The 26,343-nt window shown below is 55.1% G+C and carries 22 protein-coding genes; 4 read left to right on the top strand and 18 right to left on the bottom strand.

Translation table 11 applies throughout. From position 1 onward, the window contains the following. Positions 1–6: 6 nt before the first annotated feature. The 14 genes from eutB to maeB form a co-directional block, all read right to left on the bottom strand. Positions 7–1,368, bottom strand: coding sequence for an ethanolamine ammonia-lyase subunit alpha (gene eutB / locus E4Z61_RS23540; RefSeq protein WP_135324811.1), 1,362 nt, complete (start codon positions 1,366–1,368; stop codon positions 7–9). A gap of 11 nt (positions 1,369–1,379) precedes the next feature. Beyond that, complete coding sequence (eutA, locus tag E4Z61_RS23535; RefSeq protein WP_135324810.1) at positions 1,380–2,783, bottom strand: ethanolamine ammonia-lyase reactivating factor EutA; 1,404 nt, start codon at positions 2,781–2,783, stop codon at positions 1,380–1,382. Next, on the bottom strand, positions 2,780–4,018 hold the full coding sequence (eutH, locus tag E4Z61_RS23530; RefSeq protein ID WP_135324809.1) for an ethanolamine utilization protein EutH: 1,239 nt from the start codon (positions 4,016–4,018) through the stop codon (positions 2,780–2,782). Before eutH ends, eutA begins: the two co-directional genes overlap by 4 nt. Before the next feature lie 27 nt (positions 4,019–4,045). Beyond that, positions 4,046–5,233: an ethanolamine utilization ethanol dehydrogenase EutG gene (gene eutG, locus E4Z61_RS23525; protein WP_135324808.1), complete on the bottom strand. Its 1,188-nt coding sequence runs from the start codon at positions 5,231–5,233 to the stop codon at positions 4,046–4,048. After that, entirely contained in the window at positions 5,223–6,062 is an 840-nt protein-coding gene (gene eutJ, locus E4Z61_RS23520) for an ethanolamine utilization protein EutJ (protein WP_135324807.1), read from the bottom strand. The genes eutG and eutJ overlap by 11 nt, the downstream gene beginning before the upstream one ends. 12 nt (positions 6,063–6,074) lie before the next feature. Further along, positions 6,075–7,478, bottom strand: coding sequence for an aldehyde dehydrogenase family protein (locus E4Z61_RS23515; protein WP_135324806.1), 1,404 nt, complete (start codon positions 7,476–7,478; stop codon positions 6,075–6,077). Positions 7,479–7,489: 11 nt separating this feature from the next. Continuing rightward, a complete protein-coding gene (eutN, locus tag E4Z61_RS23510; protein ID WP_135324805.1) occupies positions 7,490–7,777 on the bottom strand; it encodes an ethanolamine utilization microcompartment protein EutN in 288 nt (95 codons plus the stop codon). A 121-nt stretch (positions 7,778–7,898) separates the two neighbouring features. Beyond that, on the bottom strand, positions 7,899–8,192 hold the full coding sequence (gene eutM, locus E4Z61_RS23505) for an ethanolamine utilization microcompartment protein EutM (RefSeq protein ID WP_135324804.1): 294 nt from the start codon (positions 8,190–8,192) through the stop codon (positions 7,899–7,901). Between the two features lie 39 nt (positions 8,193–8,231). Further along, positions 8,232–9,248, bottom strand: coding sequence for a phosphate acetyltransferase (gene pta / locus E4Z61_RS23500; protein WP_135324803.1), 1,017 nt, complete (start codon positions 9,246–9,248; stop codon positions 8,232–8,234). Then, positions 9,245–10,048 carry an ethanolamine utilization cob(I)yrinic acid a,c-diamide adenosyltransferase EutT gene (gene eutT / locus E4Z61_RS23495; protein ID WP_135324802.1) on the bottom strand — a complete coding sequence of 268 codons (804 nt, stop codon included), beginning with the start codon at positions 10,046–10,048 and terminating at the stop codon, positions 9,245–9,247. The genes pta and eutT overlap by 4 nt, the downstream gene beginning before the upstream one ends. A gap of 9 nt (positions 10,049–10,057) precedes the next feature. Continuing rightward, a complete protein-coding gene (eutQ, locus tag E4Z61_RS23490) occupies positions 10,058–10,771 on the bottom strand; it encodes an ethanolamine utilization acetate kinase EutQ (protein WP_135324801.1) in 714 nt (237 codons plus the stop codon). After that, positions 10,749–11,228 (bottom strand): ethanolamine utilization acetate kinase EutP, encoded by a 480-nt coding sequence (gene eutP, locus E4Z61_RS23485; protein ID WP_096756223.1) that lies wholly within the window; start codon positions 11,226–11,228, stop codon positions 10,749–10,751. The genes eutQ and eutP overlap by 23 nt, the downstream gene beginning before the upstream one ends. 12 nt (positions 11,229–11,240) lie before the next feature. Beyond that, on the bottom strand, positions 11,241–11,576 hold the full coding sequence (gene eutS, locus E4Z61_RS23480) for an ethanolamine utilization microcompartment protein EutS (protein WP_003037995.1): 336 nt from the start codon (positions 11,574–11,576) through the stop codon (positions 11,241–11,243). Between the two features lie 158 nt (positions 11,577–11,734). Beyond that, positions 11,735–14,014, bottom strand: a complete 2,280-nt coding sequence (gene maeB, locus E4Z61_RS23475) for an NADP-dependent oxaloacetate-decarboxylating malate dehydrogenase (protein ID WP_135324800.1) — start codon at positions 14,012–14,014, stop codon at positions 11,735–11,737. A gap of 403 nt (positions 14,015–14,417) precedes the next feature. On the opposite strand from maeB, the gene tkt reads away from it, so the two are divergent. Then, on the top strand, positions 14,418–16,412 hold the full coding sequence (gene tkt / locus E4Z61_RS23465; RefSeq protein WP_135324799.1) for a transketolase: 1,995 nt from the start codon (positions 14,418–14,420) through the stop codon (positions 16,410–16,412). On the opposite strand, the gene E4Z61_RS23460 is transcribed toward tkt, so the two are convergent. The 3 genes from E4Z61_RS23460 to aegA all read right to left on the bottom strand — a co-directional run bounded on the left by E4Z61_RS23460 (position 16,402) and on the right by aegA (position 20,191). Then, positions 16,402–17,445, bottom strand: coding sequence for a DUF1176 domain-containing protein (locus E4Z61_RS23460; protein ID WP_135324798.1), 1,044 nt, complete (start codon positions 17,443–17,445; stop codon positions 16,402–16,404). The genes tkt and E4Z61_RS23460 overlap by 11 nt on opposite strands. Before the next feature lie 123 nt (positions 17,446–17,568). Further along, positions 17,569–18,144 carry a GDP-mannose pyrophosphatase NudK gene (gene nudK / locus E4Z61_RS23455; RefSeq protein WP_135324797.1) on the bottom strand — a complete coding sequence of 192 codons (576 nt, stop codon included), beginning with the start codon at positions 18,142–18,144 and terminating at the stop codon, positions 17,569–17,571. A gap of 67 nt (positions 18,145–18,211) precedes the next feature. Next, positions 18,212–20,191 carry a formate-dependent uric acid utilization protein AegA gene (gene aegA, locus E4Z61_RS23450; RefSeq protein ID WP_135324796.1) on the bottom strand — a complete coding sequence of 660 codons (1,980 nt, stop codon included), beginning with the start codon at positions 20,189–20,191 and terminating at the stop codon, positions 18,212–18,214. 264 nt (positions 20,192–20,455) lie between these two features. Between aegA and narQ the strand changes: the two genes are divergently transcribed. Together narQ and acrD are read left to right on the top strand one after the other, a co-directional pair. Next, on the top strand, positions 20,456–22,153 hold the full coding sequence (gene narQ / locus E4Z61_RS23445; protein ID WP_135324795.1) for a nitrate/nitrite two-component system sensor histidine kinase NarQ: 1,698 nt from the start codon (positions 20,456–20,458) through the stop codon (positions 22,151–22,153). Positions 22,154–22,337: 184 nt separating this feature from the next. Beyond that, positions 22,338–25,451 carry a multidrug efflux RND transporter permease AcrD gene (gene acrD, locus E4Z61_RS23440; protein WP_135324794.1) on the top strand — a complete coding sequence of 1,038 codons (3,114 nt, stop codon included), beginning with the start codon at positions 22,338–22,340 and terminating at the stop codon, positions 25,449–25,451. Between the two features lie 84 nt (positions 25,452–25,535). Here acrD and ypfM read toward each other — a convergent pair whose 3' ends face one another. Continuing rightward, on the bottom strand, positions 25,536–25,595 hold the full coding sequence (gene ypfM, locus E4Z61_RS23435; RefSeq protein WP_001386977.1) for a protein YpfM: 60 nt from the start codon (positions 25,593–25,595) through the stop codon (positions 25,536–25,538). 388 nt (positions 25,596–25,983) lie between these two features. On the opposite strand from ypfM, the gene E4Z61_RS23430 reads away from it, so the two are divergent. After that, the gene (locus E4Z61_RS23430) at positions 25,984–26,340 is read left to right on the top strand and encodes an ArsC family reductase (RefSeq protein ID WP_135324793.1); all 357 of its coding nucleotides are present in this window, start codon (positions 25,984–25,986) and stop codon (positions 26,338–26,340) included. Positions 26,341–26,343: the final 3 nt, after the last annotated feature.

Below are 26,343 nucleotides of genomic sequence, written 5' to 3'. Positions count from 1 at the left end.
GCATCATCAGAAGAACAGTGACGGATCGCCCGCCCGTTTGGTCAGGCGACCGTTTGCCATAATGCCCATAGTTTCCAGCCAGCGTTCAAACTCCGGTGACGGGCGCAGGTTCAGCAGTTGGCGCACGGTCGCGGTGTCGTGGAAAGCGGTGGTCTGATAGTTGAGCATGATGTCGTCACCGAGCGGCATGCCCATGATGTAGTTGCAGCCAGCGGTGGCGAGCAGAATCATCAGGTTTTCGTTGAGGTTCTGGTCAGCATCGGCATGGTTGGTGTAACAGCAGTCACAGCCCATCGAAATGCCGCTCAGCTTGCCCATGAAGTGATCTTCTAAACCGGCGCGAATAATCTGGCGGTCGTTGTAGAGATACTCCGGCCCGATAAAGCCCACCACGGTATTCACCAGGAACGGATCGTAGTGGCGTGCCAGCCCGTAGTTACGCGCTTCCATCGTCACCTGATCGGCACCAAAGTTAGCGCCAGCAGAAAGCGCAGAACCCTGCCCGGTTTCAAAGTACAGGCAGTTTTCCCCGGCAATACGGTTGAATTCAGCACCCACTGCACGCGCCTCATCCAGCATCGCCAGCTCAACACCAAACTCTTTCAAGCCCTTCTCGCTGCCGCAGATACTCTGGAAAATCAGCCCACCCGGCGCGCCGCGACGAATCGCTTCGATCTGAGTGGTGACGTGTGCCAGCACGCAGCCCTGGGTAGGAATATTGAATTTGTCGATTACGCCATACACGGTATCGAGAACGCGGCTTAAGTTGTCCACGTCATCCGTTACCGGGTTAACGCCAATCACCGCATCGCCGGCACCGAAGGAAAGTCCTTCGTAGATTTGAGCGGCAATACTCTGCACGTCGTCACGGGTATCGTTCGGCTGCAAACGGCAGCTAAAGGTGCCCGGTAAACCAATGGTGGTGTTGGCTTTTTTGATCACCGGCATTTTTTTGCCGCCGTAGATGAGATCCGCGTTGGAGCAGATCTTAGCAACGCCTGCGACCACTTCTGACGTTAACCCTTTGCGCATAAACGCAATGTCATCGACAGAGGTTTCATCACTCAACACGTACTCGCGCAGCTCACTGATGCTCCAGTTTTTGATGCGGTTATAGGCCGTTTCGTTGACGTCATCCTGAATCAGACGTGTAACGCAGTCCTCTTCATAGGAAATCACCGGGTTGTTGCGGATATCCGCTACCGTCATTTCCGACAACACCTGTTTGGCCGCCACGCGCTCCTGTGAGCTTGTTGCGGCGACACCTGCCAGCACATCCCCCGAACGCAGTTCGTTGGCTTTTGCCAGCACCTCTTTTACATCCTTAAACTGATAAACATTGCCGAACAATGTGGTCTTTAGTTTCATAAGTCGTTCCCTCAGGAAGGAAATGCGAGTGATTTCACCGTCACCGGCACAACCGATCCGCCAAAAAGAGGCGTACCAATGTCGATATAGTCCCCCGCCCGGACAATCACCTCATCGATGACCGCCAGCGGGTGTTGCTGTAACTGTGGGCGTAACAACATGCCCAGGGCTTTACCAAAATCCTGCTCGGCTACCACCAGCAGGGGATGCGGATTCGGATAGCGTGCGACAAAGGCCAGCAGCGCGTCGATGACCGTTAGCAACGCGGCGTAACGCACCGGCAGCGACCCGGGCAGTGCCAGCACATAGGCGTCTGTTTTCGGGTCAAGGTCGAGTTGCATCAGCGCCTGCTGCCAGGCCGCCACCAAATCAGCCTCATCGACCGGAATCGCCACCGGCAGGTTGCGCAGCGGGAGCGCCACGCCTTCCAGCCAGATGGTGCTGCCCGAAAGCGACAGCGTATGCGCCCCGGCGCCAATCACCGTGGCGCGCACGGTTTGCGCCGGGAACTGCACGTTCATCTCGCGCAGACGCGGATGCTCATGCAACGCCGTCGCCAGCAGCGGTCCAATGTCAGCAAAACAGAACGGATCGGCAGGCTGGTTGCGGTAGCATTCGCCCACTCCCCCGGAAAGCGTAATCACATCCGGCTTCACGCCCGCTGGCAGTAAACCGGTTTGCATCAACGCCTGCGCCAGTGCAGACAGCGTGCCATCAATCACTTCCACGATCAGATTCGCCATACGCCGCGCGACCTGAATCAGCTGTGCGGCATTAAGCGAACGGGCATCGGTACCGGCGCCAAAAACCTCGTCGACGATCATTTGCCCAGGCTGGTGCGCATGGACCACGCGCCCCTGACTGTCAGTTTCCAGCAGTCGCCCACCAACGTTCAGGCAGGCAGAGCCGCTGACTTTTCCGGCATCAAACAGCACGTAGTTCGAGGTACCACCACCGATATCGATATTCAGCACACTGCACAATCGCTGCTCAGACAGGGTTTGCGCGCCCGCGCCATGACCGGCAATCACTGATTCCAGATGTGGACCGGCGCTGGCCACCACGAAGTCACCCAGCGACTGTGAGAGCGTCATCACCGCCGGACGGGCGTTGCGGGTTTTCGCACTTTCCCCGGTGATGATGATCGCACCGGAATCAACCGTTTCCGGCGCAATGCCCGCAGCCTGATACTGGGCCAGGATCAGCGCTTTAAGTTCGGCCTCTTTCAACCCGCCCTGCTTATCGACAGGAGTAAAGAAGACCGGGCTTTGCCAGCTAATTTCGCGTTTGATGAATTCGTAGCGCGGCACCTGCGACACTGCCGCACGGTTAACCAGTTCAAGGCGGGAAAAGATCACTTGAGTGGTGGTGGTGCCGATATCGATACCGACGCTCAGTAGCTGGCGAGTCTTCACGATTGCGCCTCCACTTTGGTTTCAGCTTCAATGGCTGCCGGAACGTCTTCGTCTTTCGGTACCAACAGCATCGCTACGCCAATCGCTGTCACACCGCCGATCAGCTTGCCGACAATCATCGGGAAGATCATGGCGTTCATGTTAGCGGCGGCGAAACCTAAGTGGTCACCCAAGGCGAAGGCTGCAGAGACAGCAAACGCGCAGTTGATCACTTTGCCGCGGGTATCCATATTTTTCATCATGCCGAACATCGGGATGTTGTTCGCCAGCGTTGCCACCATACCAGCAGCGGCTATGTTGTTAATTTTCAGCAAATTACCGACGCGCATCAGCGGTTTTTCAAACCAGCGGGTCAGCAGCAGTACCATCGGATAAGCCCCGAGCAGTACACAGGAGATAGAACCGATAACTTCGATGGCGCGCATCACTTCGCCCGGTTTGTCACCCGCCGCCATAAAGATAGGGTCGAGACCTGGGATCAGCTCCCAGCCAAGCAGGAACTTAATCACTGCCGCTGCAAGGCCGATAGTGATCAGTGCCACCAGGAACTTGGCGAAGATCTGGAAGCCGTTGATCATTTTTTCCGGGATAAATTTCAGCCCCAGCGCCACCAGTACCGCAACGATCAGCACCGGGATCATGTTCATCAGGATCAGCGCGAAGGTGAATTCCACCGGTTGCCCGTTGATTTCAACCCCGGAATACATCGCCACCAGACCGCCCGCAATACAGCCAACCGGAATAGTCACGATACCGGCCAGTACGCCCAGCGCCAGATAACGACGGTCAGACGGTTCAATAATCCCCAGCGCAACCGGAATGGAGAAGACCAGCGTCGGCCCCATCATTGCCCCGAGGATCAGGCCAGAGTACAGCCACGCCGCAACGTCGCCGCCCGCCAGTTCTTTTGCCAGGAAGAAGCCGCCCATATCACACGCCAGCAGCGTTCCGGCAAACATCGACGGGTTCGCGCCCAGCATTTCATACAGCGGAATAATCACCGGCCCGAGCACATGCGCCAGCACCGGCGCCAGCGCGGTCATACCGACCATCGCCAGACCCAGCGCACCCATCGCCATAAAACCTTCTTCAAACTGACCGCCCGATCCCTCGATGCTCTTACCAAACTTACCGAGGAAACGCGCTGAACCACCGAACTGCGACAGGATCCTGTCCACGGCGGCAATCAGCATAAAGAACATCATGATGTACATGATGATTTCGTTAATTCCCATAGCCTTCACTCCCTGTCATATGTGTATTTATTGTGCCGCCGCATACAACGCGATAATTTCGGCCTGCGTGGCGGTGCGTGGGTTACTGCGGATACAAATATCCTCCAGCGCGGCGTGAGCCCATGCGCTGTAATGCTCAGGCATTGCCCCAACGTCAGCGAGCCGTTTGGTCTGGCCCACTTCGGCGATCAGCTCCATGACCGCGCTGATGGCATCACGATCGTCTGATTTTTTATTGGTTAACGCTCTACCGATGTGGCTAAAGCGTTCACGACACACCATGCGGTTAAACCCCATTACCGTGGGTAACAACATGGCGTTAGCTTGCCCGTGTGGAATGTGCAGCGTCGCACCCGGCTGGTGCGCCATCGCGTGACACAAACCCAGCCCCGCGCTTGAAAACGCCATTCCGGCCATACAGGATGCCAGTAACATGCTTTCACGCGCCGCCAGATCATGGCCGTAGCCCACCGCTTTCGGCAGCGATTTGCCGATCATCGCAATCGCGCCAATCGCCAGGCTGTCGGTAAACGGCGTCGCGTTCAGCGCGCTGTACGCTTCAACGGCGTGGGTCAGCGCGTCAATGCCGGTCATTGCCGTCACGTGCGCCGGAACGCCTTCCGTTACCGCTGCATCCAGAATGGCGACGTCCGGCATCAACGTCGCATGGGCCAGCACCTTTTTCAGTCCGGTGGCAGCGTCGATAATCACCGTGACGTTGGTGGTTTCTGACCCGGTCCCGGCGGTGGTTGGCACGGCGATCAGCGGCAAGCGTGGACGCAGCACACTGTTCTCCGTCATGTCAGCCAGCGTCTGCGTCGGATTGGTCACCAGCAACGCCACCGCTTTGGCGGCATCCAGTACGGAGCCGCCGCCGAAGGCCACAACACCGTCACATTTTGACTCGCGCAGTTGTGCCACCGCCGCGCAAACGTCAGTGATGCACGGCTCGCCGACCGGACACGGCCACAGCGTCATCGCCACGCCTTTCATTGCCAGGCTGCGTTCCAGTGCGGCGGTCATTCCTGCTTGATGCAGGAAGCTATCAACCATGACGAACATATGCGTCAGCCCGCGCGTTTGCGCTTCCTGTCCGCAGGTGCTGAGCGCTCCCAGTCCGCATAGCGTGACCGGTGGAACGCTGAACGTTTTTACGCGTTGCAGATTCAGGGCATCGAATGCCTGAAAGAGCGCGGTCTGCAATTCAGCTTGCATAGATTCCTTCCGCTTTTACTTTTCCGCTATTGGCAATCGCCAGCGGAGTCATAAACAGACTGTGCTGCGGTAAATGCACCTGCAGCTCCGGGAAACGCTTACGAAACAGCTCATCAACCCCCGGCTGCATGCAGGACCCACCGGCCAGCCATAAATCCATGACCCCATGTCCGGCAATATGCTGGGCGACAATTTCCGCCATTTTTTCGTAAACCGGCTTAACTACCGGCCAGATTTCTTTGCCGTTGCTGCGCTTGTACTGCTCGGCTTCTTCCAGTTGAATACGACGGTTCCCGGCCAAAGTGAGGGAAATGTGGTGCCCGCCAGTCGCTTCGTCGGCGGAATAGGTCACTTTGCCCTGCTTCACAATGGCGATACCGGTCGTACCACCGCCGATATCGACGACTCCGGCGTTATCCAGCTTTAGCAGATCCGCCACGGCGGTTGGCTCATCAAGAACATGGCTAACCTCAAGTCCGGCGGACTCCAGCACGTTGATGGAAATACGCGGGTCCGTTCCCGGTGGGAACGAGGTTGCCGCATGGGTAAAGCGGCAACCCAGTTGTTGTTCGAGCGTATCGAGATGGCGACGAACAATGGTCACTGCACCGAAGAAGTCCCAGACGATGCCGTCACGCACGACGTCGGCCCAGTCCAGACAAACCGCAACTGGCTGCCCTTCGCTGTCGACAACCATCGACACCACATCGCAGGTCCCCAAATCAACGCCGAGCCACAGCGGTGAATCGCTCGCAGCGGGCGTTTGGTTACACAGCGTGGCTGCTTTTTGCAGTCTGGGTGTGAGCCAAAGTTGTTCGTCGTGCGCCATCTCTTTCACTCCTTATACAATTCTGAAGGCGTCCACCAACACACAGCGACGTAGGCGTACAAACGTGCGCGCACTGGTCACCCCTTCCCCGGTTGGCGTGGTAATGGTCATGGTGGTCCAGCCTTCACCGCCCAGCCCAAGACCGGCAATGCACGGTCCGTTCTTGACGAAAATGCTGGTATCGATGGCATTAGCCATACGGTTCATGTTGTCGATATTGCGTGAGTGCATCGCCGCCGTATGGTGGCAACCACCTTCGAGCGTGACCGCCAGCGCAATGGCTTCGTCAACGTTAGCCACCCGCACTACCGGCAGCACTGGCATCATCAATTCAGTAACCGCAAATGGATGCGTGGCTGAGGTTTCGACGAACAACAAGCGAGTTTGCTCCGGGACGTTCAGGCCAATCGCTGCGGCGATTTTTGCCGCGTCGCGCCCGACCCAGTCACGGCTGACCGTGCCTTTACCGCGTTCGTCGACGTTTTTCAGCAGTACCGGCTGCAGCTGTTCGGCCTGAGCGGTCGTGAGTTTGACCGCGTGCTGGCCTTCCATCAGACGCATCAGCTCATCGGCAACGCTATCCACGACGATCAGTACTTTTTCATCGGCGCAGATAATGTTGTTATCAAACGACGCACCTTTAACGATGGATTGTGCAGCGCGAGCCAGATCGGCGGTTTCATCCACCACCACCGGCGGGTTACCGGCACCTGCGGCAATCAGACGTTTATTAGTGTGCTTACGCGCAGATTCCACCACTGCCTCACCGCCAGTAACCACCAGCAGACCAATGCCCGGGTACTTGAACAGACGTTGAGCGGTTTCGATATCCGGATTGGCAACGGTAACCAGCAGGTTTGCCGGCCCCCCCGCAGCCACTACAGCCTGGTTAAGCAGGCCGATCGCGCGCTGAGAAACACCTTTCGCTGCCGGATGCGGCGCAAAAACCACACTGTTGCCAGCGGCAATCAGGCTGATGGCGTTGTTAATGACGGTCGCGGCCGGATTGGTAGACGGTGTTACCGACGCCACCACGCCCCATGGCGCGTTTTCAATCAGCGTCAGGCCGTTATCACCGGTCAGTACCTGTGGAGACAGGCATTCCACGCCCGGCGTGCCGCGTGCCTGTGCCACGTTTTTGGCAAATTTATCTTCAACGCGTCCCATGCCGGTTTCACTGACGGCAAATTCCGCTAATTCTCTGGCGTGTTTTTCGCCCGCTTCACGAATGGCGTGAATGGCTAACTGGCGCATAGCGACGCTTTTCAGCTCCTGCTGAGCCAGTTTTGCTGCCGCCACTGCGTCATCCAGGGAGGCAAAGACGCCCATTTCTTGAACGGCACTGACGGGTTGGCTGCTGTCTTTCATTTTCAGCAGCACCGCTTTCACGACCTGTTCAATATCCTGTTGATTCATGATTTTCTGCCTTATTTATGGAAGATCACCTGACCACCTGCCACCGCTTCATCGACAATGCCAATCACGCACAAATCGACAGGCGATGATTCGTTACGGTGCGCCTGACGGGCAGAGCTTCCACTGACCAGCAGCACCCACTCTCCGGTTCCCGCCCCGATGCTGTCGATCGCAACAGCACACTGCCCGTCGGGATTTCCAGAGGAATCAATCATTTCCACCATCAGCAACTTGTCGTGCGCGAGCCCCTGATGGCGTACGGTACAAACAATTTGTCCTGTGACGATTGCCAGTTTCATACCCGCCTCCGTGGCATATTTCAGGTAAAACCTCCCCCTACCCTCCGCAGAAGGTAATGTGAAAAGGAGAGAGGGTGACGCCAGCTTTCTCTTAACAATCAAGTGGCGTCACATGGACGACTTACATGTCGCTGCTGTCGCCTTTGAAGCTGATCGGGAACACTTCTTCCAGATCGCCATGCGGACGCGGGATAACGTGTACAGAAACCAGTTCACCAATACGCTGTGCGGCAGCAGCACCTGCATCTGTAGCCGCTTTGCACGCTGCCACATCACCACGAACCATGGCAGTACACAGGCCGCCACCGATCTGCTTCACGCCAACCAGTTTCACGCGTGCCGCTTTAACCATTGCGTCAGAAGCCTCAATCAGTGCAACCAGGCCCCGGGTTTCAATCATTCCTAATGCTTCCATTGTGCTTTCCTCTTAATCAAAGGGGTCCTGAACGGGACCTTATACAACCAGTGTGTGCGAGGCGTTTTCACGGCTCACGTCAGTCTGGCGCGGCACAGCTGCCACCAACGCCAGTTCGATAATTTCTTGTACGCTACAGCCGCGAGAGAGGTCATGAAGCGGTGCAGCAAGTCCCTGAATCAATGGACCTACGGCACGATACCCTCCCAGACGCTGGGCGATTTTGTAACCAATATTACCTGCCTCAAGCGATGGGAAAACCATCACATTGGCATTGCCCTGGAGCGGACTGGCGGGCGCTTTTTGCGCGGCGACATCCGGAACAAAAGCGGCATCAAATTGCAATTCACCGTCTACGGTAAGCTGCGGTGCGCGTTCACGAACGATCTCCGTCGCCTGCTGCACGTTAGCCACGTTGGGATGGCGGGCACTGCCATTACTGGAAAACGACAGCATGGCAACACGCGGCTCTTCACCGGTAATTGCCTGCCAGGTTTCCGCGCTGGCGATGGCAATATCTGCCAGTTGCGCGGCGGTGGGCTGCGGCACAACGCTACAGTCTGCAAACCCTAATGACGGTCCGAGATACTGCGGAAGCATCAGGAAAATCGACGACAGCGTTTTGCAGCCAGGCTGTAATCCAATAATGCGCAACCCTGCGCGCAGCACGTTTGCCGTTGACGACAGGTTGCCCGCAATACAGACATCGGCTTTACCAGCACTGACCATCGCGGCGGCAAACATCAACGGGTCGTTGAGTTTCTCCAGCGCATCCGGCGGTGTTTTTTCGCCCGCACGCGCCAGCCAGCGTAAGGCAAACTCTTCACGCATCTGCACATTGCTTTGCGGATCAACAACCTGAATACCGTCCATTGCCACGCGGTGGCTGAGGGCAAACTGGCGCAGTGCAAATGGGCTGGCAACGAGAATCGGACGTGCCAGACCGTGCTGGTGCAGGTAATTCGCGGCTTTCAGCACCCGTACATCCAGCGCATCCGGGAACACCACCCGAGCAGGAGTTCGTTTGGCGAGTTGGCGAGCACGTTCAATGATCATGACTTTTCCCCCAGTCGCTGCTGGATTTGGCTGACGCTCAGCGGATGCTTCGCCACGCTCAGAATCATCATCACGTAAACCGTACTTGAAAGACGGTTTAACGCTTGCAGAATGTCCGGCCGCAATACTTCAAAACTGCGGGTGATAAACACCTGAGCCGCTACCGTTTCCGTTTCGCGAACTTTGGTGCGCAGCAGATTAAGCAGTGCAGCATCACGACCGTGGCTGGCTTCCGGCACCAGATGATCGTGGTCCAGGTAACGCAGCGGCTGGTGCGAGAGCCGGTGTAAATCTTCGTCGCTTAAGCCAACGATGGCCTGTGCATCAAGAGGTTCATCTATGGCATCGGCGCGCATAATGTTGCCTAAGCGCGAACGAATATCCGCCAGCCACGGCTGCCACGGTTCCGCGAGTTCAATCTGTAACCACACAGCCAGGCCAATGGTGCTGTCCAGTGCCGCGCGAAATCCCAGCCGCGGGTCACTTTTGGCGACCATCTTGTCCGCAGTCAGATGCGTCAGCGTGTCAGGTTTCTTCGCCACCGGTTGATGACACAGCTCGCAGCTCGCCTGCTGATGTGTATCGCTGCTGGTTAAACCATGCACCGGCTGCGGCTGCTGTTCCTCGTCGTCAACAAACAAGCTTCCCTGCTCATCGATATACTTAATGCGCAGACGACGGCTTTCCAGCAACTCCCGGGCAGACGGCGTCAGGCGGGCATCAGCGGGGAGATGAATTTCAGCCCCTTCGCTGAGCGTATGATTCGCTCTGAGCCATGCTTCGGTAATGAAATCCTTCATACATCCGCCTTAGCAGGACTGCCAGTTCGCAGGCCAGGCCACATACAGGAACTTCACTGTTGATGGCGTACCAAATTCAATGCTGGAGCCTTTCGGGATAAACATCACATCCCCGGCCTTCGCAATCATGGTTTCGCCTTCATGACGAACGTGCAGCTCGCCTTCCAGAATCATGTCGATTTCGTCGTAGTTCAGCGTCCATGGGAAAAATGCGTTATCCCACTGCATAAACCCGGCGGCCATGCTGCTACCGTCCTGGTCAGTGACTAAGTCGGTTAAGCCGACGCAGTGTGGTTGCGCACCATCAAAACGGCCAAACTTCACGCTGCTGCCATCGATGACTTTGACGCCGCCTTTGCCGGTCACCGAGGCAAAACTCGGTTGCATTCCGCCCTGCTCCAGCGACTGTTTCTCCTTCATCACTTTGTCCATCAACTGCGCGACCAGGCTTTCGGTAAACTGCCCTTCCGGCAGCTGCGCAATTATGGTTTCGCGAATACGTTGGCTTTCCGTTTTGCCGTCATCCACCGCAACAGGAACTGCCGTAGTGGTCGATACAGCTACTGGACTGGATTCATCGCATTCGGTGATAGTGACGCCCAACAGCGCCGCAACTTCGCGCGCCTCCGGGGTGATGATGCTGGCGCGCAGAACAACCGAGACGTCCTGTTCACCGCGTGCGTGGGCCGCACGAATATCGTTAGCTGTGATGAGTTTTTTCACCTGCCCTTTCCTCCTTTTGGCTGAGCTCAGTCAGATAATCCACCAGGTGCTGCACACTGCTTGGGTCGTGGCTATTAAGCTCAAAAATCGGCTCCTGAAACCCTATCCCGCGAAGTAATTGTCGCGTTGCGGCGACATTGGCATCCGGCACATCCGTTTTGCTGATAACGGCGATTTGTCGTTTACTGGCGCCGATATCTAACAGCCCGGCAGGTAAGCGACTTTCTAAATCATTTGCCGCGTGTATATAAATCAACGTATCGACATCCTGCAGCGTGGTAATTAAGGCGTGATACCAGCGCGGATGGCTAAAATATTCTCCCGGTGTGTCGATGTCGCCGTTTTCATTAAACTCGACAGCCTGTGTTTTTCTGGCGAGGGAATAATTCCCCTGGAGCGCATTAAAGAGCGTTGTTTTCCCCGCCCCCACCGTACCGACAAACGCAATACGTTTCATCGCCGCCTCTGATTAACTTTTTGTCAGGTTGCACAAAGTGAAATTTAATAACCGACCCAGGCCGCTCACCGTCTGGAGCAATGCCTCTTCCACTGCGCCTACGGAGCCGTAGATCACCAGCGCACCGCTAAATCTATCGAGAAAACCGATATGTACATCCGCCGCTTTCATGGCTAAATCACCGGCAATCATCGCCGTTTCACCCGGCGTTAAGGTCATAATGCCGATAGCGCCTGCCTCGGGAACACCGATCTTTTTCGCCAACTCTTCGCCGGGGTGCGCAATCAAATGCGCCAGCGTGACCTGTTTCCCCGGCACAAATTCCTGGATGATGCGTTCTTTTTCCATTGCTCACCGCCTCTGCTAAAACTGACCCCATCGTGGCAATTTTTCGTCAGAGTAAATAACAAAATTCGGCAACAAGGTTTAAAAGGTGAGGGAGATCACTAAGAAAAGAAAATAAAAAGGCGCGGGAGAAACCCGCGCCGGAATTAATTAAAGTGAAATTACAGCGGCTGTGTTTGTGCTTCTACAACCGCCAGCGCCACCATATTAACGATACGACGAACAGAGGCGATCGGCGTTAATACATGTACGGGCTTCGCCACGCCCATCAGCACCGGGCCGACCGTTACGCCCTCAGAACTGGATACCCGCAGTAAGTTGTAACTAATACGCGCGGCTTCCATATTTGGCATCACCAGAATATTGGCTGATCCTTTTAACGGACTATCCGGCATCCGATCGTTACGAATACTTTCTACCAGCGCGGCGTCACCGTGCATTTCACCGTCGATCATCAGTTCTGGCGCACGCGCCTTGATAAGCTCCAGCGCTGCACGCATTTTGCTGGCTGACGGGCAGTTGGAGGAGCCAAAGTTGGAATGCGACAGCAATGCCACCTTCGGTTCGATACCAAAACGACGTACGGTTTCGGCCGCCATCACGGCGATTTCTGCCAGTTGGTCCGGCGTCGGGTCGTCGTTAACGTAGGTATCGGCGATAAAGGTGTTACCGCTTGGCAGCAGCAGCGCGTTCATCGCCCCTGCTGTATGAACGCCTTCGCGGTGACCAAATACCGCGTTCACCACGCTGAAGTGCTCGTGGTAGTCGCCAATCGTGCCGCAGATCATCGCATCCGCTTCGCCGCGCTGCACCATGATCGCACCGATCACCGTGGTATTAGCAATCACCGCACGCTGCGCCTGCTCCTGGGTAATCCCACGGCGCTTCATGATCTGATAATACTCACTCCAGTACTCTTTGAAGCGCGGATCGGATTCATTGTTGACGATCTCAAAATCAACGCCAGCTTTGATCTGCAGCCCCAATTTCTGGATACGCATTTCGATCACGCTCGGTCGACCGATCAGGATCGGTTTCGCCAGACCTAAAGTGATCAATTCCTGGGTGGCGTGCAGCACACGCGCCTCTTCCCCTTCCGTCAGCACCACGCGCTTCGGCGCTTTGCGTGCCAGCGAGAAAATCGGCTTCATGAACAGGTTGGTTTTGTAGACGAACTCACTCAGCTTATCGATATAAGCATCAAAGTCGGCAATCGGGCGCGTCGCCACGCCGGAGTCCATCGCCGCCTTCGCCACCGCAGGCGCAATTTTAACAATCAGGCGCGGGTCGAACGGCTTAGGAATAATGTATTCCGGGCCAAAGCTCAGGTCCTGATCGCCATAGGCCGAGGCCACAACTTCGCTCTGCTCAGCATGCGCCAGTTCCGCAATGGCATGTACTGCGGCCAGTTTCATCTCTTCGTTGATGGCGGTTGCGCCAACGTCCAGCGCGCCGCGGAAGATGAACGGGAAGCACAGAACGTTGTTGACCTGGTTCGGGTAGTCGGAGCGGCCGGTACAGATGATAGCGTCGGAACGCACCTCTTTTGCCAGCGGTGGCAGAATTTCCGGTTCCGGGTTCGCCAGCGCCAGAATCATCGGCGCACGCGCCATTTTCTTGACCATTTCCTGGGTCAGCACTTTCGGGCCGGAACAGCCCAGGAAGATGTCCGCGCCGTCAATCACGTCATCAAGAGTACGCTTACCGTCATCCACCACCGCATAGGCGGCTTTGGTTTCCGCCATGTTCGGTTCGCGATCTTTATAAATCACGCCTTTGGAGTCGCAGACCACAATGTTGTGTTTCTGCATGCCCAGCGCCACCAGCAGGTTCATACAGGCAATCGCTGCCGCACCCGCACCGGACACCACCATACGCACATCAGAGATATTTTTTTCCACCACCCGCAGGCCGTTGAGGATTGCGGCGGTGCTGATGATTGCCGTGCCGTGCTGATCGTCGTGGAAGACTGGAATATTCATGCGCTCACGCAACTTCTGCTCAATGTAGAAGCATTCCGGCGCTTTGATATCTTCGAGGTTGATACCACCAAACGTCGGCTCAAGGGCCGCTACTACGTTGATGAATTTATCCGGATCGAGTTCATCGACTTCAATATCGAACACGTCAATCCCGGCGAATTTCTTAAACAGAACGCCTTTCCCTTCCATCACCGGCTTGCCAGCCAGCGCACCAATGTTGCCCAGCCCCAGCACTGCAGTACCGTTGGAAATAACCGCAACCAGATTACCGCGCGCGGTGTATTTGTAGGCCGCCAGCGGGTCTTTTTCAATTTCCAGACACGGAGCTGCAACACCGGGTGAATAGGCCAGCGCAAGGTCACGTTGGGTGGCAAGGGGTTTGGTCGGAGAAACCTGAATTTTGCCTGGTACTGGAAATTCGTGGAAATCGAGGGCGCTTTGTTTTAACTGGTCATCCATCTTGTTGTTCCTTTCACGTGTCGATCAAAAAGTGTCGCAGGTAACCCTTCTCTACCCTAAATAATTCGAGTTGCATGAAGTCGGCAAGGGAGTGAATCCCCAGGAGCATAGTGAACTATGTGACTGGGGTGAGCGAGCGTAGCCAACGCACATGCAACTTGAAGTATGACGGGTATATTGAGCCGCACATTATCACCTCAGTCAGCAGCACAAACTTTGAAGGTCCCCAAACTCTCACTACTCAAAGAAAGAATTTGTTATCAATTTATAACAGCCATGTTACCTGCTTAAGCCAGCAATACCATGCCTGTCTGCTATGCTTTTTGCTGACAACGCCTGCAAATTCTCCAAAAGTGTGAATTAACACACGCTCTAACGCTTTACTTTTCAAGGAGTATTTCCTATGACCCGTAAAGAGCTTGCCAATGCAATTCGTGCGCTGAGTATGGATGCCGTCCAAAAAGCCAACTCAGGCCATCCCGGCGCACCGATGGGCATGGCCGATATCGCCGAAGTGCTGTGGAACGATTTTCTCCGCCATAATCCGAGCGATCCTCACTGGTACGATCGCGATCGGTTTATTTTGTCCAACGGCCACGCCTCAATGCTGCTTTACAGCCTGCTGCATCTTTCCGGCTATGACCTGGCGTTGGAGGAGTTAAAGAACTTCCGCCAGTTGCATTCAAAAACGCCCGGCCACCCGGAACTTGGCTACACGCCGGGCGTGGAAACCACCACCGGACCGCTGGGTCAAGGCCTGGCGAACGCCGTCGGGATGGCGGTCGCCGAACGCACACTGGCGGCGCAGTTTAATCAGCCGGACCATGAGATTGTCAGCCATTTCACCTATGTTTTTATGGGCGACGGCTGCCTGATGGAGGGGATTTCCCACGAAGTCTGTTCGCTGGCGGGGACGCTAGGACTGGGCAAGCTGATAGGTTTTTACGATCACAACGGCATCTCTATTGATGGCGAGACCAAAGGCTGGTTTACCGACGATACCGCGAAACGCTTTGAAGCGTATCACTGGCATGTGGTGCACGAAATAGACGGCCACGATCCTGAGGCGGTGAAGAAAGCCATTCTTGAAGCCCAAAGCGTAACCGATAAGCCATCGCTGATTATCTGTCGGACGGTGATTGGCTTTGGCTCACCGAATAAGGCCGGAAAAGAAGAGGCACACGGCGCAGCGCTGGGTGAAGAAGAAGTGGCGCTGACCCGCCAGAAGCTGGGCTGGCATCATCCGGCTTTTGAGATCCCCAAAGACATTTACCGGGCCTGGGACGCGCGGGAAAAAGGAGAAAAAGCCCAGCAGGACTGGAAAGCGAAATTCTCAGCTTACCAACAAGCGTACCCGGAGCTGGCAGCAGAATTTACTCGCCGAATGAGCGGCGGACTGCCTGGCGACTGGGAAAAGAGTACCGAGAAATACATTAGCGAATTGCAGGCCAACCCGGCCAAAATTGCCACCCGTAAGGCATCGCAAAACACTCTCAACATCTATGGCCCAATGCTGCCCGAACTGCTTGGCGGCTCCGCCGATCTCGCCCCCAGCAACCTGACTATCTGGAAAGGATCAACATCCCTGAAAGATGACCCGGCAGGCAACTATATTCACTACGGCGTGCGCGAATTTGGCATGACCGCCATTGCCAACGGTATCGCCCACCACGGCGGTTTTGTTCCGTATACCGCCACCTTCCTGATGTTTGTCGAATACGCCCGTAACGCCGCGCGCATGGCAGCGCTGATGAAGGCCCGACAGATCATGGTCTATACCCACGACTCGATTGGACTGGGGGAAGATGGCCCTACCCATCAGGCGGTTGAGCAGCTCGCCAGCCTGCGCCTGACGCCAAATTTCAGCACCTGGCGTCCGTGCGATCAAGTTGAGGCGGCAGTGGGTTGGAAGCTAGCAGTAGAGCGTCATAACGGCCCTACGGCGCTGATCCTCTCCAGGCAGAATCTGGCGCAGGTTGAACGCACGCCTGAGCAGGTAAAAGAGATTGCCCGCGGCGGCTACGTGCTAAAAGACAGCGGCGGTAAGCCGGATGTGATCCTGATTGCCACCGGGTCAGAAATGGAAATCACGCTGCTGGCGGCGGAGAAACTAACGGGAGAAGGTCGTAACGTCCGCGTGGTTTCCCTGCCCTCAACGGATATCTTCGATGCCCAGGACGAGGCGTACCGGGAATCGGTCCTGCCGGCAAACGTCAGCGCACGGGTGGCGGTCGAAGCGGGTATTGCCGACTACTGGTACAAATACGTCGGGCTGAAAGGGGCCATTGTCGGCATGACCGGCTACGGGGAATCCGCCCCGGCGGACAAGCTGTTCCCTTTCTTCGGCTTTACGGTGGAGAACATCGTCGAAAAAGCGCATAAAGTGCTTAACGCGTGATCCACAGCGTGGGCCAGGCATCTGGCCCATGCCAGTTATCACAGCTTGGCTCCTGCGCATACCGCACCAGACGAAAACGCTGGCCGTCAAAACGCCAGCGCGTCTGGATCCCACAGTCCGACAATCCACGGCCTTTGGCGAGCGTAATCAGCTCGCGTGATTTTTCATCGAACGCGGCATTGGTCAACTCCATATCATTGCTTTCTGCATCCGTCTTAAACGGCAGACTTAACCGTACGGTGCGGGAGGTCAGCGGTTTACTGCGAGAAACAATCCATGCCAGATCGATGGTGTTATACGCCCCGGCTTCACAGCCGATCATCAGCAGCGCTTTGTCGTCCGTCAACGCAGACACCCGCACCTCACGGCGCATCGGGTCGAGCGAACAGCGCATACCGTTTATCCGCCAGTTCCCGTAATCCAGCAGATCGCTGCGTTCTTGCTGAGACAGTGGCGTTGGCGTTGGGTTAACGATGACTACGCCTTTCAGGGCAGGCGCCGGAGGCACGCTGAGCGGCGGTTCGTCACCTTTTTCGATCCATGCGGTTTCACTGCCTACGCGTTTTTGCTGCGCGTCAATGAACAGCAGAGCGGCTTTCAGTCCTACCAGCGACAGGGTTTGCACACCTTTTTGCAGGGTGATCGCCTGCGCGTTTTGCACGGTCTGTAAAAAGTTACTAATGGTGGCTGGGTCATCGGTCATCAGATGCCAGGGCGTAATGCGCCAGTGCTCGCCGGTCAGCGGCAGCGGCACGCCGTCGAGCTGCAGACGCGGTGCAATCTCCGCCTCTTTGGCATCAGGGGAATCCAGACCGCCCAGCTCAATACGCAATACCGCGTCGGTATGCGCCCCGGCACTGCGGCTCAGGGTCATCACCAGGCCGTGATGTTCGCCCGTATTGCGCGCTACGCAAAAGTTCTGGTTATTGCAGGTCACCTGCCAGTCGGAAAACGCCTGCTGCGCAGGAGCCGCCCACAGAAAGCGAACCGGCAGCAAACCGAGCAGGAAGATGAAAATAACGCGATAGCGCATGGACGGTACAACCCCGAAGTCAAAACACACAGCCTAAGCGGTATCTTCCTTGCGCGACTGATGTGGCTCAATCAGAATCGTCGGATTGGCCGTAAATTTGTAAAGAAATATAAACTGCGCTATCTAATCCATCAGATGCGACGACTGCAGATAATTAAGCAACAGCACCGTTTTACCGTCACGAATCTCACCCGTTTTAATCATTTCCAGCGCCTGCGTGAACGGCAGCTCCAGAACCTCAATATCTTCATCTTCCACACCACCACCCGCGTTTGCGCGCTGGCTGTCACTGTACTGCGCGATAAAAAAGTGGATTAATTCCGTCACGCCGCCCGGCGACATGTACAGCTCAAACAGTTTACGCACTTCACCCACTTCATAACCGGTTTCTTCAATCGCCTCTTTGCGAATGCAGGCTTCCGGTTCGTCGTTGTCCAGCAGTCCGGCACAGGTTTCTATCAGCTGTCCACTTTCGTTACCGTTGACCCAGGTGGCGACGCGAAACTGACGGATTAGCACCACGGTCTTTTTGTCCGGGTTATACAGCAGAATGGTGGCGCCGTTGCCGCGATCGTAAACCTCGCGTTTATGGCGAATAACCTCGCCATTGCTACGGGTCAGTTCATAGGTGATATTGCGCAGGATGAAGTAGTTATCGGAAAGGATTTTGTCTTTGATGAGGGTAAATTTTTGCGACATACCGGCTCCACGGCGAGAAGTGAGCAATAATACTACGCCGTGAAACCGGGTTTGTCTTGATCCCTAGTTAGTGAGATTTGACTGATTTTATGCCCAGCCAGTCGATGATCCCCTGCGCAGCATGACGCCCTTCCGCCATGGCAGTCACCACCAGATCGGCACCGCGCACCGCATCTCCTCCGGCAAAAATCTTCGGGTTAGTGGTTTGATAACGGTAAGCGCTCTCAACATCAGCAGCGATACGCCCCCAGCTATCGACCTTCACGCCGTGAGTCTCCAGCCACGGCATTCCGTGGGGATGAAAACCAAACGCCATAATTACCGCATCTGCTGGCATCACAAATTCACTCCCGGCGATGGGAACCGGACGACGACGCCCTTGTGCGTCAGGCTCACCAAGCTGTGTACGTAAGAAACGTACGCCGCTGACGCGACCTTCGGCATTCAGCACCAACTCCACCGGCTGAACGTTAAATTCAAAGTTTGCCCCCTCTTCGCGGGCATTTTTTACCTCTTTTTTCGAGCCGGGCATGTTGGCTTCATCACGCCGGTAAGCGCAGGTCACCTGGCTTGCACCGTGGCGCAACGCAGTGCGCACGCAGTCCATGGCTGTATCGCCCCCGCCGAGCACCACCACGTTCAGTCCGGCAGTATCAACAAACGGCTCCTCCGGCAGTTCATCCAGTCCCATCACCTGTTTAGTGTTGGCAATCAGGAACGGCAGCGCGTCATACACGCCGGGCGCATCTTCGTTCGGCAGATCCGCTTTCATCGAACGATAGGTACCGACACCGACGAACACGGCATCGTAATCTTCGAGTAATGCTGCCAGCGTAACATCCTTGCCGACCTCACAGTTCAGCTCGAAATGAATACCCATAGCACTGAAGATTTCGCGACGGCGCGCAAGTAATGATTTATCCAGTTTGAAAGCCGGAATACCAAATGTCAGTAAACCGCCAATTTCAGGATGGCGATCGAAGACGGTGGCACTGACGCCGTTGCGGGCTAGCACATCCGCACAGGCGAGTCCCGCCGGACCGGCACCGATAATAGCAACACGTTTATCGACTTTCTGTACGTGGCTTAGGTCTGGTCGCCACCCTTTGCTCAGCGCCCGGTCAGAGATGTAACGTTCGATATTGCCAATCGTGACCGCACCGTGTTCATCACGCACCGTACAGGCCCCCTCGCAGAGGCGGTCCTGTGGGCAGACGCGTCCGGTAACTTCCGGCAGGCAGTTAGTCTGGTGGGAAAGTTCGACCGCCGCATCAATGTTTCCGGCCTTCACCAGTTCGATCCACTGCGGAATATGGTTGTGCAGCGGACACGTCCATTCGCAAATACTGTGTTCTCCGCACTTCAGGCAACGGGAAGCTTCCCGTTCAGCCTGTAGCGTGCGAAACGGCAAATAAATTTCATCAAAGCTGGTTTTACGCGCCTCAATTGCCAGTTTATCTGGCTCACCACGCGGAGGAGTGGCCTGCATTTGTTCGCGTTTGCTGGTGATATGCGGCGTCATTTCTGTAGCAATAGCATGCCAGGGTTGACACTCCTGACTGGCTGCGCGCAGCCTGCGCGCTTTTGACAGACCGGTAAGCGACGTTTCCGTCACCTGTTGTAGCGCCTGCGCCGGACAATTCTCGACGCAGGCCGGTCCCGCTTCCCGCCCCTGGCATAGATCGCATTTATGCGCGGTCGCTTTCACCTTTCCTTTCGCCACAGGAGTGAGTACGATTTGCATCGTGCCAAAAGGACAGGCAACGACACAGGATTTACATCCAATACACTTTTGCGCGTTCACCTGTACGCTGTCATTGTCATGACTGATTGCACCATTCGGGCAGCTTCTGGCGCAGGGTGCATCCTCACAGTGGTGGCAGGTCACCGCACTGCGCTGTTGTTGATGCTTGATGACGGTAATTCGGGGCTGAAAATGCCGTTGGCTCAGGACATGTTGCTCGCCATTGTGGGCCATGACGCAGGCGACCTCACAGGCGTGGCATCCCAGGCACTGTTGGCTATTGACCATAATAAAACGATTCATGGCTTCCTTCTTTTTTGGTTGCAAAAACCTTATTCTTTATATGACTGTTGTTATTAACCGACCCTGAAGAGAGCGGCAATGTCCATTTGCCCAGGAAGCACAACTATTTATCCAGAACCTGTGGCAGATCAATTTATTTCATCGCATATGAAATTGCGTTTCAGTTACCATCCTGTTTCATGGCGATTTTATTAACATTTATCAACTACACTGAGTCGTTCGGGCTGCATTCAGGCGCGACGCGTATTGTGTGAGGATGTGCGAGTGACGGTAAAGCGTCCTGTCTCGGCCAGTTTAGCCAAAGCTTTTTTCTACATCGTGCTGCTGTCAATTCTCTCTACGGGTATTGCGCTGCTTACACTAACCAGCAGTTTGCGCGACGCTGAGGCGATTAATATTGCCGGTTCCTTGCGTATGCAAAGCTATCGGCTGGGTTATGACCTGCAAAGCCAAAGCCCGCAGCTCAACGCCCACCGCCAGCTTTTCCAGCAGGCGTTAAACGCACCAGCATTACAAAATCTGAACGCCTGGTATGTTCCAGAAGCGGTCAAAAGCCGCTATGGGCAACTGCATGCGAACTGGCTGGAAATGAACTTCCGACTGATAAGCGGCGATTTGCAATGGTATCAGGCCAATATCAACAATTATGTCGACCAAATTGACCTCTTCGTGCTGGCGCTACAGCATTATGCTGAACGCAAGGTGATGCTGGTGTTTGGCATCTCTCTGGCAGGCGGGATTGGTATATTCACCCTGGTCTTCTTTACTCTGCGGCGTATTCGCCAGCAGGTGGTACGTCCACTCAATAAGCTGGTGATGGCCAGCCAGCAAATTGAACACGGTCAGTTTGATATCCCGGCGTTGGATACCGGCTTGCCCAATGAACTGGGGCTGTTGGCGAAGACGTTTAGCCAGATGTCGAGTGAGTTGCATAAACTGTACCGATCGCTGGAAGCCTCCGTTGCGGAAAAAACGCACGATCTCCACGAAGCCAATCGTCGCCTGGAGGTGCTTTATCAGTGCTCTCAGGCGTTGAATACCAGCCAGATTGACGTGCACTGCTTCCGCCATATTTTACAAATCGTCCGCGAACATGACGCCGCCTGGTTTCTGGAGCTTACCGTCGGCGATAACTGGCGCATCAGCGAAGGGACGAAAAGTTCCGACCTGCCCATGCAGATCCTGCCGGTCACGATGCAGGAGACCGTTTATGGTGAACTACACTGGCAAAGCCCCAACGTGGGTGCTTCCACGCCGCTGCTCAATAGCGTGTCGTCCATGCTGGGACGCGGCCTGTACTTCAATCAGGCGCAAAAACATTTTCAGCAGCTGTTGTTAATGGAAGAGCGGGCGACCATCGCGCGTGAGCTCCATGACTCGCTGGCGCAGGTGCTTTCCTATTTACGCATTCAGTTAACGCTGCTGAAACGTTCGATTCCCGAAGATAACACTCCGGCACAACGCATCATGACCGATTTTTCCCAGGCGTTGAACGATGCTTACCGTCAGTTGCGCGAATTGCTCACTACCTTTCGCCTGACCTTACAGCAGGCAGATCTGCCTTCTGCTCTGCATGAAATGCTGGAAACACTGCAAAATCAAACATCGGCTAAACTGACGCTCGATTGCCGATTACCGACGCTGGCGCTGGATGCACAAATGCAGGTACATCTGTTGCAGATCATCCGTGAAGCGGTGTTGAACGCCATCAAACACGCCAGTGCGAGCGAAATTGCCGTCAGTTGCGTGACCGCGCCGGACGGTAACCATACTGTGTATATCCGCGATAACGGCGTCGGTATAGGTGAACCGCAAGAACCCGCTGGGCACTATGGTTTAAATATTATGCGTGAGCGTGCGGAAAGACTCAGTGGTACGCTGACTTTCTCCCAACCTTCCGGCGGCGGAACGCTGGTAAGCATCAGCTTTCGATCGGCAGAGACAGAAAGTCAGCTAACGTAAAGAACGGTGAAGTGCCGGAGAGCATGTATCCAGGCCAGACAGGGTTGGCACGAAAGGTACGCTGTAACTGCGTATGATAATTTACATTATCTTCTTTTTTTCTCCACGTTTGGCTCGTACCTTGCCGCTACAGTGAAGCAGGTCATACCCATAAATATATGCAGAAACACGAGGTCCCCTTTTAATGGCGAATTTTTTTATCGATCGCCCCATTTTTGCCTGGGTGTTAGCTATCCTGTTGTGTCTCACAGGCACCCTGGCTATTTTTTCGCTGCCCGTTGAGCAATATCCCGACCTGGCACCGCCAAACGTCCGTGTCACCGCGAACTATCCTGGTGCATCGGCACAAACCCTGGAAAACACCGTGACCCAGGTTATCGAACAAAACATGACCGGCCTCGATAATCTGATGTATATGTCCTCGCAAAGCAGCGGGACCGGCCAGGCGACAGTTACGTTGAGCTTTGTGGCCGGAACCGATCCTGACGAAGCCGTGCAACAGGTGCAAAACCAGTTGCAATCGGCAATGCGTAAGCTGCCGCAGGCGGTACAGGATCAGGGGGTGACGGTACGTAAAACCGGGGACACCAATATCCTGACCATCGCCTTTGTCTCCACCGACGGCTCCATGGACAAGCAGGACATTGCCGACTACGTAGCAAGTAATATTCAGGACCCGCTCAGTCGGATTAACGGCGTCGGGGATATTGACGCCTACGGTTCCCAATACTCCATGCGTATCTGGCTCGATCCGGCCAAGCTGAACAGCTTCCAGATGACCGCCAAAGATGTGACCGACGCTATCGAGTCACAGAATGCGCAAATTGCGGTTGGCCAACTCGGCGGCACGCCTTCAGTAGACAAACAGGCGCTGAATGCGACGATCAATGCTCAGTCATTGCTGCAAACGCCAGATGAATTCCGAGCGATTACCCTGCGCGTTAATCAGGACGGTTCCGAAGTCAAACTGGGTGACGTCGCCACGGTCGAAATGGGCGCGGAGAAATATGATTACCTCAGCCGCTTTAACGGCAATCCTGCCTCCGGACTGGGGGTTAAATTAGCCTCTGGCGCCAACGAAATGGCGACGGCAAATCTGGTTATTAATCGCCTGAATGAGTTGTCGCAATATTTCCCGCACGGGCTGGAATACAAGGTAGCGTATGAAACTACCTCCTTCGTCAAAGCGTCGATTATCGACGTGGTAAAAACGCTGCTGGAAGCCATCGCGCTGGTCTTCCTCGTGATGTACCTGTTCCTGCAAAACTTCCGTGCCACGCTTATCCCGACCATCGCCGTACCGGTGGTGTTAATGGGCACCTTCTCCGTGCTCTACGCCTTTGGCTACAGCGTCAACACGCTAACGATGTTTGCGATGGTGTTGGCAATCGGCCTGCTGGTTGATGACGCCATTGTGGTGGTGGAGAACGTCGAGCGCATCATGAGCGAGGAAGGGCTCTCGCCGCGTGAAGCCACGCGTAAATCAATGGGGCAGATCCAAGGCGCGTTGGTGGGTATCGCCATGGTACTGTCGGCGGTGTTTATCCCGATGGCCTTCTTCGGCGGCACCACCGGGGCCATTTACCGCCAGTTCTCGATTACCATTGTCTCGGCAATGGTGCTTTCGGTACTGGTGGCGATGATCCTGACCCCGGCCCTGTGCGCCACGCTACTCAAGCCGCTGCATAAGGGCGAACATCACGGTCAGACCGGGTTCTTTGGCTGGTTTAACCGGATGTTCAACCGCAACGCTGAACGTTACGAAAAAGGCGTTGCCCGAATTTTGCATCGCAGCCTGCGCTGGATCCTGATCTACGGCCTGCTGCTCGGCGGCATGGTGTTCCTGTTCCTGCGACTGCCAACCTCCTTCCTGCCGCTGGAAGACCGCGGCATGTTCACCACCTCGGTACAGTTGCCCAGCGGTTCAACCCAGCAGCAGACGTTAAAAGTGGTGGAAGAAGTCGAGAAGTATTACTTCACCCATGAAAAAGACAACATCATGTCGGTCTTCTCGACTGTCGGCTCCGGCCCTGGCGGGAACGGGCAGAACGTGGCGCGCATGTTTGTCCGCTTAAAAGACTGGGACGATCGTGACGCCACCACCGGCACCTCATTTGCCATTATCGAACGCGCCACCAAAGCCTTTAACCAGATTAAAGAGGCTCGCGTCTTCGCCAGTAGTCCTCCGGCTATCAGCGGCCTGGGTAGCTCTGCCGGTTTTGATATGGAGTTGCAGGATCACGCCGGTGCAGGCCATGACGCGTTAATGGCCGCACGGGACAAACTAATAGAGCTTGCCGGAAAGGACGGTTCCCTGACCCGCGTGCGCCATAACGGTCTGGACGACAGCCCACAGCTGCAAATCGATATCGACCAGCGCAAAGCGCAGGCGCTGGGTGTGTCTATTGATGATATCAACGACACGCTGCAGACGGCCTGGGGCTCCAGCTACGTCAATGACTTTATGGACCGGGGTCGCGTGAAGAAGGTCTACGTGCAGGCGGCGGCGAAATATCGCATGCTCCCTGACGATATCAACCTGTGGTATGTGCGCAATAATAGCGGCGGTATGGTGCCGTTCTCCGCGTTTGCCACCTCGCGCTGGGAAACCGGTTCACCGCGTCTGGAACGCTATAACGGCTACTCTGCCGTCGAGATCGTCGGTGAAGCTGCGCCCGGCATCAGTACCGGTACGGCAATGGACGTGATGGAGTCGTTGGTGCATCAGCTACCGACCGGGTTTGGCCTCGAATGGACGGCAATGTCGTATCAGGAACGGCTCTCGGGCTCTCAGGCCCCTGCTCTGTACGCCATTTCGCTGCTGGTGGTGTTCCTGTGCCTGGCAGCGCTGTACGAAAGCTGGTCGGTTCCTTTCTCTGTTATGCTGGTCGTGCCGCTGGGGGTCATTGGCGCGCTGCTGGCGACCTGGATGCGCGGTCTGGAAAACGACGTCTATTTCCAGGTCGGGTTATTAACGGTTATCGGGCTTTCAGCCAAAAACGCGATATTGATTGTTGAATTCGCCAATGAGATGAACGAGAAAGGGCACGATCTGCTCGATGCTACGCTACATGCCTGTCGCCAGCGTTTACGTCCGATTTTGATGACGTCACTGGCATTTATCTTCGGGGTGTTGCCGATGACCATCAGCAGCGGTGCAGGCTCCGGCGGTCAGCATGCGGTAGGGACCGGCGTAATGGGTGGGATGATATCCGCCACCATTCTGGCAATTTACTTCGTTCCACTGTTCTTTGTGCTGGTGCGCAGGCGCTTCCCGTTGAAGCCGAAGCCTGAATAAGGCACAAAAAAGGAACAAAAAAGGCGACTTTCAATGAGTCGCCTTTTTATTATCCCTTGCGGGATCAGGATATCTGCCAGAAATTTATTTACGAAGCATCACTTCGATAAAGTCTTTCCAGTTCCCCAGTTCACGTTCAATCATAACAACCTCTCTTATTATTATGGGTATTCTACGAAATCATCATCATTAAAAGAAGATCATTTAACCGATGGTTGTGATTGCATCCTCTAGTGTGTGGGGTCAATGTGATTACTATGCGCTATACCCATAAATTTTATGTGACTTACGGCAATATTTTGAAATATTCATACATCATCTAGTACTTTTGCAATTTTGAAGGAAAAACAGGCTGATGCAAGCAGGTAAATTCTGATTTTCATTTATGCGGAAGTTTTGGAACCTTCAGGAATCATTATTCACTGTTGTTCAACAATGTTATATTTTTCTATAACGCTTGCGTGACAATATGTATTATCTGGAATAACACACATCAAGAATAAATATTCAATTTACGTCAATAAGGATTCAAATGATCACCCTCTACGGCATTAAAAACTGCGATACTATTAAAAAGGCCCGACGCTGGCTGGAGGGACGCGGTATTGACTACCGCTTCCATGATTATCGCGTTGACGGTCTGGACAACGCGCTCATACAGTCCTTTATCAACGAGTTAGGCTGGGAGCCGCTGCTCAATACGCGCGGAACAACCTGGCGTAAACTGGATGAATCCACGCGCAGCCAAATCACCGATGCAGCTTCCGCCGCTGCGTTGATGATTGAAATGCCAGCAATTATCAAACGCCCATTGCTCTGCGCGCCGGGTAAGCCTATGCTGCTTGGTTTCAGTGAATCCAGTTATATGCAGTTTTTTAATGAGGTGTAGTCT

The organism is Citrobacter tructae (assembly GCF_004684345.1).
GTDB lineage: Bacteria > Pseudomonadota > Gammaproteobacteria > Enterobacterales > Enterobacteriaceae > Citrobacter > Citrobacter tructae.
Note: the sequence above shows the minus strand (reverse complement) of the source record. Positions and strands in the feature narration are given on the sequence as shown.

What these genes read in the sequence shown, in the direction of transcription:
- aegA (WP_135324796.1), bottom strand. Translation starts at nt 20,191, where the DNA reads ATGAATCGTTTTATTATGGTCAATAGCCAACAGTGCCTGGGATGCCAC.
- maeB (WP_135324800.1), bottom strand. Translation starts at nt 14,014, where the DNA reads ATGGATGACCAGTTAAAACAAAGCGCCCTCGATTTCCACGAATTTCCA.
- eutN (WP_135324805.1), bottom strand. Translation starts at nt 7,777, where the DNA reads ATGAAACTGGCAATCGTCACAGGACAAATTGTTTGTACCGTACGCCAT.
- eutS (WP_003037995.1), bottom strand. Translation starts at nt 11,576, where the DNA reads ATGGAAAAAGAACGCATCATCCAGGAATTTGTGCCGGGGAAACAGGTC.
- pta (WP_135324803.1), bottom strand. Translation starts at nt 9,248, where the DNA reads ATGATCATTGAACGTGCTCGCCAACTCGCCAAACGAACTCCTGCTCGG.
- eutG (WP_135324808.1), bottom strand. Translation starts at nt 5,233, where the DNA reads ATGCAAGCTGAATTGCAGACCGCGCTCTTTCAGGCATTCGATGCCCTG.
- eutJ (WP_135324807.1), bottom strand. Translation starts at nt 6,062, where the DNA reads ATGGCGCACGACGAACAACTTTGGCTCACACCCAGACTGCAAAAAGCA.
- E4Z61_RS23515 (WP_135324806.1), bottom strand. Translation starts at nt 7,478, where the DNA reads ATGAATCAACAGGATATTGAACAGGTCGTGAAAGCGGTGCTGCTGAAA.
- eutT (WP_135324802.1), bottom strand. Translation starts at nt 10,048, where the DNA reads ATGAAGGATTTCATTACCGAAGCATGGCTCAGAGCGAATCATACGCTC.
- eutP (WP_096756223.1), bottom strand. Translation starts at nt 11,228, where the DNA reads ATGAAACGTATTGCGTTTGTCGGTACGGTGGGGGCGGGGAAAACAACG.
- eutM (WP_135324804.1), bottom strand. Translation starts at nt 8,192, where the DNA reads ATGGAAGCATTAGGAATGATTGAAACCCGGGGCCTGGTTGCACTGATT.
- tkt (WP_135324799.1), top strand. Translation starts at nt 14,418, where the DNA reads ATGACCCGTAAAGAGCTTGCCAATGCAATTCGTGCGCTGAGTATGGAT.
- nudK (WP_135324797.1), bottom strand. Translation starts at nt 18,144, where the DNA reads ATGTCGCAAAAATTTACCCTCATCAAAGACAAAATCCTTTCCGATAAC.
- E4Z61_RS23460 (WP_135324798.1), bottom strand. Translation starts at nt 17,445, where the DNA reads ATGCGCTATCGCGTTATTTTCATCTTCCTGCTCGGTTTGCTGCCGGTT.
- E4Z61_RS23430 (WP_135324793.1), top strand. Translation starts at nt 25,984, where the DNA reads ATGATCACCCTCTACGGCATTAAAAACTGCGATACTATTAAAAAGGCC.
- eutB (WP_135324811.1), bottom strand. Translation starts at nt 1,368, where the DNA reads ATGAAACTAAAGACCACATTGTTCGGCAATGTTTATCAGTTTAAGGAT.
- eutH (WP_135324809.1), bottom strand. Translation starts at nt 4,018, where the DNA reads ATGGGAATTAACGAAATCATCATGTACATCATGATGTTCTTTATGCTG.
- acrD (WP_135324794.1), top strand. Translation starts at nt 22,338, where the DNA reads ATGGCGAATTTTTTTATCGATCGCCCCATTTTTGCCTGGGTGTTAGCT.